The 12,542-nt window shown below is 67.2% G+C and carries 11 protein-coding genes and 2 pseudogenes; 8 read left to right on the top strand and 5 right to left on the bottom strand.

Features of this window, described 5'->3' with window-relative positions:
* The 4 genes and pseudogenes from ACI78Z_RS24200 to ACI78Z_RS24185 all read left to right on the top strand — a co-directional run.
* Positions 1-126 (top strand): annotated as a pseudogene (locus ACI78Z_RS24200) (transposase); the annotation flags it as partial.
* Entirely contained in the window at positions 127-537 is a 411-nt protein-coding gene (locus ACI78Z_RS24195; protein WP_457039089.1) for a Gfo/Idh/MocA family oxidoreductase, read from the top strand. It begins immediately after the preceding pseudogene.
* A gap of 543 nt (positions 538-1,080) precedes the next feature.
* Entirely contained in the window at positions 1,081-1,752 is a 672-nt protein-coding gene (locus ACI78Z_RS24190; RefSeq protein ID WP_457039088.1) for a transposase, read from the top strand.
* Positions 1,753-1,816: 64 nt separating this feature from the next.
* The gene (locus tag ACI78Z_RS24185) at positions 1,817-2,008 is read left to right on the top strand and encodes an IS3 family transposase (RefSeq protein ID WP_457039087.1); all 192 of its coding nucleotides are present in this window, start codon (positions 1,817-1,819) and stop codon (positions 2,006-2,008) included.
* A gap of 150 nt (positions 2,009-2,158) precedes the next feature.
* Here ACI78Z_RS24185 and ACI78Z_RS24180 read toward each other — a convergent pair whose 3' ends face one another.
* From ACI78Z_RS24180 to ACI78Z_RS24160, 5 genes and pseudogenes are all read right to left on the bottom strand, one after another.
* On the bottom strand, positions 2,159-2,506 hold the full coding sequence (locus tag ACI78Z_RS24180) for a hypothetical protein (protein ID WP_457039086.1): 348 nt from the start codon (positions 2,504-2,506) through the stop codon (positions 2,159-2,161).
* Positions 2,507-3,525: 1,019 nt separating this feature from the next.
* On the bottom strand, positions 3,526-4,626 hold the full coding sequence (gene cfa / locus ACI78Z_RS24175; RefSeq protein WP_457039085.1) for a cyclopropane fatty acyl phospholipid synthase: 1,101 nt from the start codon (positions 4,624-4,626) through the stop codon (positions 3,526-3,528).
* Positions 4,613-5,974 (bottom strand): haloalkane dehalogenase, encoded by a 1,362-nt coding sequence (locus tag ACI78Z_RS24170; protein ID WP_457039084.1) that lies wholly within the window; start codon positions 5,972-5,974, stop codon positions 4,613-4,615. Before ACI78Z_RS24170 ends, cfa begins: the two co-directional genes overlap by 14 nt.
* A gap of 238 nt (positions 5,975-6,212) precedes the next feature.
* On the bottom strand, positions 6,213-7,238 hold the full coding sequence (locus ACI78Z_RS24165; RefSeq protein WP_457039083.1) for an IS110 family transposase: 1,026 nt from the start codon (positions 7,236-7,238) through the stop codon (positions 6,213-6,215).
* A 75-nt stretch (positions 7,239-7,313) separates the two neighbouring features.
* Positions 7,314-7,675: pseudogene (locus ACI78Z_RS24160) on the bottom strand (transposase); the annotation flags it as partial.
* Positions 7,676-8,514: 839 nt separating this feature from the next.
* On the opposite strand from ACI78Z_RS24160, the gene ACI78Z_RS24155 reads away from it, so the two are divergent.
* The 4 genes from ACI78Z_RS24155 (at position 8,515) to ACI78Z_RS24140 (ending at position 12,248) form a co-directional block, all read left to right on the top strand.
* Complete coding sequence (locus ACI78Z_RS24155; protein ID WP_457039082.1) at positions 8,515-8,697, top strand: hypothetical protein; 183 nt, start codon at positions 8,515-8,517, stop codon at positions 8,695-8,697.
* Between the two features lie 384 nt (positions 8,698-9,081).
* Positions 9,082-10,038, top strand: a complete 957-nt coding sequence (locus ACI78Z_RS24150; protein ID WP_457039081.1) for an NAD(P)-binding domain-containing protein — start codon at positions 9,082-9,084, stop codon at positions 10,036-10,038.
* Positions 10,039-10,306: 268 nt separating this feature from the next.
* A complete protein-coding gene (locus tag ACI78Z_RS24145) occupies positions 10,307-11,797 on the top strand; it encodes an acyl-CoA carboxylase subunit beta (protein WP_457039080.1) in 1,491 nt (496 codons plus the stop codon).
* Positions 11,798-11,810: 13 nt separating this feature from the next.
* Positions 11,811-12,248: an acyl-CoA carboxylase subunit epsilon gene (locus ACI78Z_RS24140; RefSeq protein ID WP_457039079.1), complete on the top strand. Its 438-nt coding sequence runs from the start codon at positions 11,811-11,813 to the stop codon at positions 12,246-12,248.
* Positions 12,249-12,542: the final 294 nt, after the last annotated feature.

The raw sequence follows: 12,542 nt of genomic DNA, 5'->3' as shown, positions 1-12,542 counted from the left end.
AACCTGATGGCGGTGACCCCGAAGGCGTCCTGGCCGTGGGTGCGGGCGCTGCTGCACTCGGTCTACGACCAGCCCGACGCCGCCTCGGTGCACGCTCAGTTCGATCGCGTTCTGGACGCGCTGGCCGTGTGCACCCTGGACGACGGAACGATGGCCACCGTCACCGCCTCCCGCTACAACGGCGCGGGGCATGACGTCCGGCTGGAGATCCAGGGATCGCTGGCCAGCGTGGTGGTGGGCCTGGACGAGCACGCCGCCCTGCGCTCGGCCGAGCCCGGCGTCGGCTTCCCGGTCGGGCCGCCGCATGCCACGTTCGCTGAACGCTTCGTCGACGCCTACCGGCAGGAGATGCAGGCCTTTCTCCAATTGGTCCGCGGCGAGCGAGACAACCCGTGCACCCCGGAGGAGGCCGTGGCCGCCTCCGTCGCAGCCGACGCGGCACAGGAGTCCTTGACGAGCGGAGAGCCGGTCCGGGTCGCCACGGTCGATCAGACCCTGGCGGCCGGAGGGGTCCTGTCCACCTCAAGAGCCGGATGACCGCGTGCCTTTCCCCGCGATCGTGCTGACCGCTGGGTTCGCTCGCCAAGCACGCACGGTGGATGATCATTGGGGGATGACGTGAGCATTCGACGTTGGTCTTCTTCTGCCCTTCTCAACCTGGGGCTGGTGATTCTCGCTCCAGCCACGGCCGGCGCGGAGCCGCCAGGGACGACGCCCGGACAGAGCGGCGCTCAGGGCTGCCGGGAGAACGGTCAGGTCATCGCGGGTGTAGCCAGTGGCCCTGGAGCGTTTGGACAGACGGTCCGTCAGAACGCTCCCATCGCGGATGAGAACGCGCAGTTCTTCTCGGTAAGGCGGGTTCTTGGAATCCTTAGACCGCGACGATCTTGTACTGGGTTTCGAACTCTACGGGCGACAGCCAGCCCGGGGCACTGCGCCGGAACGCACCCGGGTGGTGCAGCGGCTGGAGAAGGTGCTCCAGGATGCCGGGATTGAACTGACCAGCGTCGCCTCGGCGCTGCTCACCAAGTCCGGCCGGGCGATCCTGGACGCCCTGCTGGCCGGGAAAGTGACCCGCAGGTGCTGGCCAACCTCGCGCGCGGCCGGCTCAGCCGCAAGATCCCCCCTTGCGGGGCGCTGCCCGGCCGGTTCCGCGCCGGCCACCATGGCCTGCTGGTGGCCCAGACACTGGCGCACATCGACTTCCTCGACGCCGCGATCGCCGAGCTGGACACCAGCCTCGCCGCGGCCGCGGAGCCCTTTCGCCTCATCCTCGGGCGGCTGACCACGATTCCCGGCGTCTCCGAGCGGACCGCGATCTTGCCGCTGACCGAGTGCGGCGCGGACATGAGCGCTTTTCCCACCGCCGCGCACCTGGCCAGCTGGGCCGGAATCTGCCCGGGCAACAGTACCTCCGGCGGACGAAGCCGCTCTGGCCACACCCGGCATGGTGCGGTCGCGCCGCGGACCGCCCTGATCGAGGCCGCGCACGCCGCCGTGCGCACCAAGGGCACCTATCTGGCCGCCCAGCACGCCCACATCCGCAGCCGCCGCGGCGTGGCCAAGGCGATCGGCGCCACCCGCCACGACCTCCTCATCGCCTACTGGCACGTCGTCCACGACGGCGTCGACTACACCGACCTGGGACCGGACTGGGCGCAGCGCCGACACTCACCCGAGCACCGCATCCGCAAGCTCGTCCACGAACTGGAGAACCTCGGACAGACCGTCACCCTCGGACCCGCCGCCTGACCCCGACCCCTGCTCCAGCCCCGGGTTCCGGGATTCACGCCTCAGCGTCAACGCGCTGGCCGAGTTGGTCTTCGCCACCCTGAAGACCAAGCTGATCTACCGCTGGTCCTGGCCGACCCGCCACGAGCCGGCGATGGAGGTCTTCTCCTACCTCGAAGGCTTTCACAACACCCGCCGCCGATACTCGCGACTGAACAACCTCAGCCCGACCGACTACGAGACCATGCACCTGACACAGAACGAAGCGTTCGCCTGACGGGGTAACTTCAGGTGAAGGCTCTCATTGGCCGGCATCCGCGCCGGGGACAGGGGGCAGTCTTCAGGCGATGCGGACAGCGTTGGAGCGGGAGAACCGATAACTGCGGTGGGCGAATGCGATCCTCAAGAGCGCGTCGGCATTCTTCGCTCACGCGGTCACCGTCCGGGCGGTATTGGCCAGCCAGGTAACCAGCGATCGGTGCAGGTCCTGGGCCTCGACTCGGGACAGCCGCAAGCCGAGCGCCTCGCCGTTGTCGTCGACCAGCACGCCGATGCTGTTCTGGGAGCATTCGAACAGGCCGAGGGTGATCCGCCCCTCGGCGTCCTCGCTGATCTTGAACCACAGCAGGTCGTCGTGGGCGAGCACGACCCGAGCGACCGGGTCGGGCGTGGACTGCGGCGGCCCGGCGTCGTCGTCCTCGCCGGGATCGACCGCCATCCTGGCGGCGCGAAGGGTGCGGCGGAACCGGGAGACCCACAGCCTGAGCAGGCGCATCGATGCACTCCTCCGCGTGTCGGCCAGCCGCTCCGCTGCCTCGGGGAAGACCTCGGCGGGGTCTGCGTCGCAGGCCGGCTGGATCGACGGGAAGGACGGTTTGACCGAGGCAGAGCCGGCCACCGCGCCCCGGTCGTCCGACTTCCACCGTCTGACTAATGGAGTCCCGGGCCGAGGCGACAGATACCTCGGCGCGTCGCGGGAGTCCGGCCCGAGGGGTCGACGGCGACGCCCCTGCCGGCCGCGGCGCCGAGCGCTGTGCCCCGGGCCGGAGCGTCGCGGCGAAGGCGTGCAGCCAGGCAGCGCATCGCTCACTACCCAGGGCTGGTGGCCCCGGTCCCCGGCCGGAGCCGTGGAGGATCCCACGGCGGCGTGATCCCCGGGCACACAGCAGCCGGCAATAGAGGTCGTGCTCGTGGCTGCGATCGACAAACAGCTCCTGGGGCCGCTGGCGGGACGGTCCGCGGCCCCGGATCGGCGTCGGCACGTCCTCGGCGGGTTCAGCCGGGTGACGTCGTAGCCCTCATCAGGTCCAGGACGATTCAGACCACAGGTCAGACGTGTCCTGGACGTCACATTGACCTCGCGAGCCATGTCGAGGCCATGCGGGAGGAAAGTCCCCAGAAGTGGTGTAACTCGGGCCCTGGCCGAGGCGACCGTCGTGTCGGTCGCGAACGGCTGGGGACCACCGAACGAGGCTTCCGCGACCTGACCGCCTGCGGCCTCACCGGGTCCAGCTGGTGACCTCAAATTCGCACCGTGGGTTGGTGGAGGCGATCGGCGCCGCCTCGCAGAGGTGTCGCACCCACCACGCCGCCGTCGATCGCCGAGCGCATGTCGAGGGCGGACTGCCGCCGGGTGCCGATCTACTCGTCGATCCACTCGGCGACCTTCCGGCGCGTCTCGGCCGAGTGGAAACTGCCGGGGCGCAGCGCAGCTCGACTCCAGGGTAGGTGAGAAGCTCAGCACCCGGCGCTCTCGGCATCAACCAAGGCGTCCACCTGGCCCTTATGACCTTCTCAGCGCCTCGCCAGGGCCAGGTGCCAGTACTTGAGCCGGCCTGCCCGGAAGGCTGCGGCCGAGGCCAGCAGATAGTATTCCATCATGAGTCGAGTCGTCTCAGAGTATTTGTCGCTGAGCGTAGGCCACGCCGCCATGAGATTAGCATGCCATGCCCGAAGTGTCGGTACATAGTGCTGACCCCACTCCACCAGCTCGGTGGCGGTGAAGTAACCGGAGATGGCCGACTCGAACTGTCGCATCGATGGGATGACACCCCCAGGAAAGATATACTTTTGGATCCACGGCTCAGTCGTAGTGTTCGAAAATCGGCCCCCAATCGACTCGACAAGCATTGAGCCGTCATCGGCCAAATGTCCGTGCATGATCTGCATGAATCGCCGGTAGTTTTTCGGGCCGACGTGAGTTAGCATGGCTATAACGGCAATTTTGGTGTAGCTCCCGGTTACCTCACGATAGTCGCACTTTTGTACGTCGACAGGCAGGTCGGAGCACAGGTCGCGAGCGTACCGGATTTGCTCGTCGGAAATATTGATGCTTGTGACCCGGCAACCGTAATGGGTTGCCGCATAATGGGCGAGATGACCCCAGCCACCACCAACGTCGAGCAGATGGTCAGACTCGCCGAGTTCTAGCTTACGGCAGACTAGGTCCATCTTGCGGACCTGGGCATCGTCGAGCGAATCGGTGCCGTCGAAGTAGGCGCAGCTGTAGTTGCGATACTTCCCCAAGAGGGCGAAGAAGAGGTCATTGCCGAGATTGTAGTGCCTTTCCGCAACGGCGGTTGATTTTTCGATGGTCTGTTGATTTGTCACTGCACCGGTTACGGCAGCCGATATTCTCGCCGGGAGCAGCCGGACCGCTCGGTCAAGACCCACGCCGATCAACCGAAATATGACATCCTCTAAATCCTCTGCGCACCACCAGTTGCGCATGTAGCTCTCGCCAAACCCGAGTGATCCCTGGCGAAGCACGGTGCCATAGAAGCGGTCGTCCAATACGCAAATGTCCCACGGTCGGTCGCCGCCGATAACAATATCGGCAGCTCGAAGTAGTCGGCGCACGGCGAGTGCGCCGGCCGCGGGCCTACGGTTGGTCATGCTCGATAAACCTCACAAGCAGGTTCGCCAGCTCCAACGGGCGATCCTCCTGCAGGAAGTGGCCAGCACCGTCAATAGTAGTGTGAGGCTGGCGGCGCGCCCCGGGAACCTCTGCTATAAACCGGTCTGCTTGTCCCGCGGTGAGCGGGTCCTCACCACTGAAGGCGCACAGGAACGGCCGATCGAAGGTGCGCAATACCTTCCAGGCGGCTTGGTTGTCGTCATGGGCGGGATCGTCTGGGCGCGTCGGGACGAGCATTGGGAGAGCCCGCGCCCCGGCCTTGAACGAATCGTCGGGGAATGGGGCGTCGTAGGCAACGATCGCCGAGTCTGGTAGTCGTACACAACCACGGCTGACGATCTTGCCGATCGCAAACTGGTCCGAGGTGGCGGCGAAGTGCTGCCAGCGCAGGAACGCCTCGGTCATAGGTTCTTCCCCGGTCGGCAAGCCCGTGTTGCTTATCGCGACGCGTGCAAATCGCTCCGGCTCAGCTGCTACTAAGCGGAGCCCGATAAGACCGCCCCAATCGTGTGCGAATAGCGTCACCGCGGACAACCCAAGGTGATCGCACACGAGACCGCGGAGCCAGGCGACGTGCCGAGCATAGCTGTAGTCCTTGATGTCGGCGGGCTTATCGCTCCGCCCGAAGCCGATGAGATCAGGAGCGATGCAGCGATACCCAGCTGCCGTCAACACAGGGATGATGTGCCGGTATAGGTAGCTCCACGTCGGCTCCCCATGGAGGAGCAGTACGGGCGGCGCACTAGGCGGCCCTTCGTCGACGTAATGCATTCTCAGCGTCAAACCGGGCCCCTGCGTTACGCTGGCGTAGTGCGCGGCGAAGGAGAATGCAGACAGATCGGCAAATCGTTGATCCGGCGTCCGAAGAATCTTCACGGGCCCTCCCGGTGCCGATTTACTATGGGGGATACCGCCGTGGACGTAACGGGAAGAAGAGCTGAGCAAATCGCCGTCGTACAGGCGCGGACGACTGGCTTCTCGCCAGAATAGACCTGTATTGCGCTCAGTTGACCAGCATCGCCGGAATTCGCGGCTCTCATTGGCGCCTCGTCGTAGGTGGCGGCGCCCACGGGGGGTCTGGTCCGCCAGCAACTTATTCATCGCGTTAACGGCGGCGCAGGCCGTGGCCACGCTCATGTCGGCCGTGTCGTCGGCGGCCGTTCTGACGTAGCGGTTGCAGGATCTTTCGTTGGTCAGGCATTCGGTTGCGACGTCCAACGGATACCGAGGTTGAACGTCGGCGGCTGAAGCAACAGCTGCGCGGGCCGGTTCGTACGGCGCCGGGAGTTCGATGGCAGCCGGCGCGACGCTGGCAAGCACGGCCATCGGTAGGGAAGCATCCAGGACATGTCGAGCGGGGCGGTGCCCCGTGCGCGGGGCGCCGTGCCTACTGAGCCTTCCGATCTGATACTCCGAGCAATCGATCTGACGCATTAATGTGTCCCGTCGAACCTTTGTTCGCGACCTAGGGATGTTGTAAGTACTTCGAGGGCTTCAGTGATTGCACAAGGAGGCCATGCGTGCCGAGGGAGGTGGTCTTCCTTGCAGCGTGGCACTGGAGGCGTCACCACGGCGTCACCAGACCGTCACTGCACGGCGGGCGACTTCCAGCGGGTCGATGACAACCAGTCGGTGCCGGGCGCCCGCCCGGACCGACTCGCGTGACCTTTTGACACGGCCGTCTGGGTGGCTCTCGTGTACGCCTGTGGAGAGTCCGTATCGAGCAGCTGTTCTCCTCGGAGCCGACGCCGAACGAGGTCGCCCAGCTGCAGGTCGCGCGGAGCCGCCCAGGCCGTCCGGCAGGATCCGCGGCGGTGATGTTGAGCCCGGTGTGGCGCACCGTCTTGCGAGACGTGCTGAACCGGCGGGTATCACCGAGCTCGGCCCATAAGGCGGCTGCGGTGATCTCGCCAACCCCGTGGTGGGCCTGCAGCGCCTTGCAGCCGGGCTGGCGGCGAGCGCACGCGGCGATCTCGCGGCGCAGCGGCACCAGCTCGGCATCGACCGCATCCAACATCCGCAGCGCGGTGGCCACGGCCTGCCGGCCGGCGGCAGACAGCTGCTCGCCAGCCTCCAGCCGCCGGCGGTTGTCCGCCCCGAGCAGGTCACCGGCGATCGCCGGGGCGCCCTGGTGCAGCAGGATCGCGTGGATGCGCTGCACCCACGCGGTGTGTGCTTCGCGCAGGTCCTTGAACAGCTCCAGCTTCGCCCGCGTCTCCAGCACCTGCTCGGGCGGAATCCACGACTCCGGTAGCCGTCCGCCGGCGAGCAACTGGCGCAGATGCCGGGCATCGGTGCGATCGGTCTTGGCCCGCCGCTTCGGCTCGCGGGCGGCCGCAGTGTCGGCCGGCTCGGCCAGATGCGCCTCCACTCCGGCACGCTGCAGCTCCTCCACGACGAACTGCCAGCCGGTGCAGGCCTCGACCGCGAACGCCGCCGGCGCTCCCTCGACGGTGGCTTTCAGCCAGTGCCGCAGCAGCATCCGATCTGCGGGTGCGATTCGGCCTCGGCGGTGCTGGCCGGTGCGCTCATCGAGGTAGTCGAAGGTGATCTGCCGCCGGTGGACGTCCAATCCGCCCACGATCCGCATCAGGGGCCTCCTCAAGCTCCGACAGCCGACGCACCCAACCGTGCGCCTGAGCTGAGGGGGTCCCTCCGCATGTCATCTTTTCGCCCGGACGCTCACCGAGTCCAGGCTGGCCCGCGACCAGTCCAGCTCACCTCGCTCCCCGAGGCGGTCCAGCACGGCTTGGTGGAGGCGGTCGAAGACACCGGCGTCGGCCCACTCGCGCATCCGCCGCCAGCAGGTCCAGCCCGACCCGTAGCCGAGCTCGGTGGGCAGCTGGTCCAGCCGATGCCGGTGGACAGCACGAAGGCGATGCCCTCCAGCACGTCCCGATCGCAGACCCGCGGGCGGCCAGTGCGGCCGTGCACCGCCGGCTGCTGCGGCGGGATCAACGGCTCGACCAGCGCCCACAGCTCATCGCTGATCAGCCGGGGCGGCGGGGAAGACGCCAGCGACGACATGCCCGGCAGCCTGAGCCGAGCCGTCAGGTCGAAACAGAGCCCGACGACCTACTTCTGCAACGCCTTCTTAATAGGGCCGACGACCACGACGAGGAGGTGGCGCATCCAGCCCTGATCGCGCCATAGTCCAACCCGCAGAGGACCACGCGAACCGGACAGAGTTGCACCACCGGGCGGGACGTCACCTCACACCAGGCGTCGTATCAGCGCGGTCATCCCGTGAGTCCCACTTACAGGTGGCAAGTCAACGCCGGTCCCAGGCAGCCGTCCCACCTGGCGACCGCCGACCTGCGAGCCGACGGGCCACCGAGCCTCCGCAGTGCTCCGGTTCATCAGGGATCCGAGGGCCGGTCCATGGCCGGAATCGGACAACACCCGTGGTCCGAGGAAGGGCGAAGCCTGTGCGGGCGTAGCTGTTCGTGAGGCGAGAGCAAATCGCGGGCCGTCGTTAACTAGAATAAGGCACAGTAGTGAACATCTACGACCCTGCAGATGGCACCGTCTACGTGCACATGGCGCGGGAGACGGATGCGTGTCCCATCCCTCTGGTCAGCGGCCGCGCATGCAATCGGCTGCCCACCGGATACGCGAACAAGTCAATCCGTACCCGCTTGAGGCGGACCGGGTGCATTCGAGAACAGTGAGCTGGCTCTCACTACTCGTCTCTACAGTGGTCCGCTGCTCGACCGTCGGGCTACGCAAGATTGCTCCTCCCATGGCCTGGTCGAGGAAAGCTACAGGAGGGGCGATCCCACCTCGCAAATGTGAAGTCCTGGCCAGAACACCGAGATGGCCCCACGGCGCAAAACGGCCCCACCTGGTTCACTCCGGAGCGCACCATGAATGCCGACCTCTTCGATCAGCTCTGTCACGAGCTCGGGCATGACCCGGCCAGCGTCCTGGTCATCCGGGTGACTGCGCGCGAGGTCAGCGTGACCTACACCGAGCCCTCCGGCATGCCACGCGGCAACGTCCACCGGCTCGAACGGGGCATGGCTCAAGGGCTTCGGGGCGCGATCTAAGCCGGAACCGACGTCTCGACGTCAGGCTTGTGCGAAGATCGCACTGCTGCCGGCGGCGGTGTCGGCACCAGCAGGTGGTCAAAGGCACCCGTCCAACGGTGCAGCGGCGAGACCGGTGCTCATCGAGCTGGCCGCAGCGGGCGGGTCGGTTCAGCCCGGACACAGCCGGGCGGTACCGGCTGTTGGGCCTTTGAACAAGCGTGCTCGGGAGCGGGTACGGAATGCTCCAGCGCTGTCAACCCCAGGTCGGTATGCGTAGGGAAGACCTCGGTATCAGCCCGTCCCCAGGCGGTGTCTTAATTCTAGAGGAGCGGGATGCCTCGAGACCTTTGCGCTTTTATTGGCGGAGGGTCTCGCAACCGAATCCACCAGAAGAGGTCGTTCATGGGAATCGACAGTGCGGGGGTCATCGGCCTGGGTGCCACGGGCAGCGTCGTGGCCCGTCGACTTCTCGAGCAGGGATTCGAGGTCACCGTGCACGACCGGGACTTTTGGAAGGTGGCGGTGATGGCGGGGAAGGGCGCGAGGCCAGCCCGGATCCCGGCCGACGCCGCGGAACCGGCCGATCTCGTGTTCGTCCACGTGACTGACGAGACCGCCGCCGAGGAAGTGCTCTTCGACTGCGGAGGTGTGGGAGAGACGTTGCGTGACGGCGGGTTCGTCGTCCTCACCTGTCGGACGCGTGGTGCGTTCGTCCGTTCGGTGGCTACCCGCCTCGAAGAGTTCGGCATCACCACTGTCGAGGCTTCCTTCAGCGGCGACGTCGCTGGCATGTCGGCGACCGTGCTCGTCGGCTGCGATCGAAAAGCCCTGCAGATCGTGGAGCCGGTCCTCAGGCTGCTCGCCGCCGGCGTCGCGTACACCGGGCCGGTGGGCTCGGTCGCCGCGATGAGTGAGCTCCTGACGGCCCTGTCCGGGCTGCCGCGGGTCCCGACCGAGCATTGGAACAGTTTCGCCGGGGTTGCCCCGGGTCCGCAGCGGGACGTCCGGGTTCCACGTCGACGGGTCGGGACAGCGCAACCCGTACCGCCCATTCCATCACCGCACGCGCCGGAGGTGGGCCATGGGCATCAGCCCTCCGCGCCCCTCGGCGTCCTGACGCTGCAAGAACTGTCGACCGTCGTGGACGCCGCGCGCGGCGACGGAACCGGGGAAAGGCCCTCCGTCGGGAGAGGACCCGCACAGGACAACTGTCTGGGCCTCGGGTCCCGCCAGTTCGAGGCCGTCATCGCCGAGTTGGAACGGCGTTGCCACGTTCCCCTCCTCCGGGAGGCGCTCCAGTGCCGTACTCCCGGCGAGCTCGTCGCGCTGGTCAACACCCAGGTGACGTCCGGAGTCTGAGTCGCCCGGGCGTGGACCACGAGACAAAGGGGAGTCAATAGCAGTGACCCAGAACGACGCAGCGGCACAGCAGTACGACGACGGGAGCTCTGTGCGAGCGTCCCAACCTCCACGGCCACGTGCCGGAGGGGTGCTGGACGCGGATGGCGCCCCCATCGGGTCACGCCGGTCGGGGCACGCACATCCATCCGGCCGTTCGACACGGCCGCGGTCCCTGCGGGAAGCAACCGAACTGGTGGCCGGTCGCCGTCGTCAGGCCGAGGCCGGCGTGGATCCGGCGGCCACGGCCCGGCAGCGTGCCCTGGGCAAGCTGACTGCGCGGGAGCGGATCGGTCTGCTACTCGACGACGACTCCTTCGTCGAACTCGACGTCTTCGCCCGGCATCGCGCGACCGGCTTCGGGATAGAGCACCGGCGGCCGGACACGGACGGCGTCGTAACCGGATGGGGGACCGTGGACGGCCGTCGGGTCTGCGTGTACGCGCACGATCCCCGGATTTTCGGCGGCGCACTCGGTGAGGTTTTCGCCGCCAAGATCCACAAGCTCATGGACCTGGCCGAGTCCATGGGTGTGCCGATCATCGGGTTGAACGACGGCGGCGGCGCGCGGATCCAGGAGGGCGTGAACGCCCTGGCCGGCTTCGGCGGAATCTTCATGCGCAACGTGCGGGCCTCTGGCGTCATCCCGCAGATCTCCGTGGTCTTCGGCGCGTGTGCAGGTGGAGCCGTCTACTCACCGGCCCTGACCGATTTCGTCTTCGCCGTGCGTGATGCAGCGAAGATGTTCATCACGGGGCCCGACGTCGTGACGGCGGTGACCGGAGAGCAGATCACCGCGGAGCAGCTGGGTGGGGCGGAAATCCACGCGACCCGCACCGGGGTGGTGGCATTCCTCGCCGAGGACGAGGCCGGCTGCCTGGAGGACGTTCGCTACCTGCTTTCCTTCCTGCCCTCCAACAACCAAGAACAACCCCTGCCGATCGTCTCATCGGACCCTCCTGACCGGTCCTGCGACGCCCTGCTCGACGTCGTCCCGGTGGAGCCGAACCGGGCCTACGACGTCCGCGACGTAGTCGCGGAGATCGTCGACGACGGCGAGTACCTGGAGGTGCACTCACTCTGGGCCGGCAACGTCGTCTGCGTCCTCTCACGTCTCGGCGGACAAGTGGTGGGCATCGTCGCCGACCAGCCGTCGGTGCTCGCCGGCGTCCTGGACATCGACGCCGCCGAGAAGGCGGCCCGCTTCGTCCGGACCTGCGACGCCTTCAACATCCCGCTGGTGACGCTCGTCGACGTCCCCGGCTTCCTGCCCGGATCCGAACAGGAGCACTCGGGGATCATCCGGCGGGGGGCCAAGCTGCTCTACGCCTACTGCGATGCGAGCGTCCCCCGCATCCAGGTCATCCTGCGGAAGGCGTACGGCGGGGCCTACATCGTCATGGATTCCAAGTCCATCGGGGTCGACCTCTCCTTCGCGTGGCCGTCCAACGAGGTCGCCGTGATGGGGGCCGACGCGGCCGCCAACATTATCTTCCGCAAGGAGATCGCTGCCGCCCCGGACCCGCAGGCGAGACGGGCCGAGCTGCTGGGGGAGTACACCGACCGCTTGATGACCCCCTACGTCGCGGCCGAGCGAGGGCTGGTGGACGACGTCATCGACCCCCGAGCGACCCGCTCGGTCCTCATCCGATCCTTGGAGATGCTCCGCACCAAGCGGCCGGAACTGCCCCACCGGAAGCACGGGAACGTGCCGCTGTGACGAGGGGGTCCCGGTGGAGTCACCTCTGATCTGCATAGTCAGGGGAAACCCCAGCCCTGAGGAGCTGGCCGCCCTCGTCACCGTTCTGCTGGCGCGGGCCGGCCAGGCCCCGACTCCCGCCGACGCATCCCACGCCCGTGGACGTGCGTCCTGGCAGCAGCGCCCGGACTGGAAGAGCCCCGCGGCGTGGGCAGCCGCCAGGCAGCGCGGGGAGAGTCCTTGCCGGCAATCTCCCGTCCGCCTTTCCCAATGGCCGACGACAGAGAACTCGCCAGCTCGCGCACGGACGAAGCGGCAGCATGCCCTGACGATGGTGCAGGGAAAGAGCAACGGGAACACGGCCACGGCGGACTCGTGTGAGTTGCAGCCGGCGGTCGTGCCCCTGCACCTCGTCAACGGCGCAGTGAGCCCGTCGAACGGGGGAACCCCCGAGCGAAACGGCCGGTGCTGAGAGGACACAGAACTCCCGGAGGTCCGGCCGTCACTCGCTGATCCCCCCTCTGTTACCCACCCGCCCCGACACCGGTCGGAGCGACGCTCCTATGCCACGTCAAGGGCTGAGGGTGGGGTTTCGAGGCGTCGGTAGAGCTCGCGGGCGATGTAGCGCTGAGGCAGCGTTTGGGACTGCCCCCGGTTCGGTTGACTCCTTGCCTGTGAGGCTGCGGCCTCGCTGGAAGGATCAGCATCGTGCCCAAGCCGTTCCCGGCGGAGTTCCGTCGTGACGTGATCGCCGTGGCCCGCAAGG

The sequence above is a fragment of the Geodermatophilus sp. SYSU D01176 genome (assembly GCF_054050015.1).
The sequence above is the reverse complement of the archived record's forward strand: the minus strand, read 5'-3'. Positions and strand labels throughout refer to the sequence as shown.

What these genes read in the sequence shown, in the direction of transcription:
- ACI78Z_RS24180 (WP_457039086.1), bottom strand. Translation starts at nt 2,506, where the DNA reads ATGCGCCTGCTCAGGCTGTGGGTCTCCCGGTTCCGCCGCACCCTTCGC.
- ACI78Z_RS24170 (WP_457039084.1), bottom strand. Translation starts at nt 5,974, where the DNA reads ATGGCCGTGCTTGCCAGCGTCGCGCCGGCTGCCATCGAACTCCCGGCG.
- ACI78Z_RS24155 (WP_457039082.1), top strand. Translation starts at nt 8,515, where the DNA reads ATGAATGCCGACCTCTTCGATCAGCTCTGTCACGAGCTCGGGCATGAC.
- ACI78Z_RS24150 (WP_457039081.1), top strand. Translation starts at nt 9,082, where the DNA reads ATGGGAATCGACAGTGCGGGGGTCATCGGCCTGGGTGCCACGGGCAGC.
- ACI78Z_RS24165 (WP_457039083.1), bottom strand. Translation starts at nt 7,238, where the DNA reads ATGCGGATCGTGGGCGGATTGGACGTCCACCGGCGGCAGATCACCTTC.
- cfa (WP_457039085.1), bottom strand. Translation starts at nt 4,626, where the DNA reads ATGACCAACCGTAGGCCCGCGGCCGGCGCACTCGCCGTGCGCCGACTA.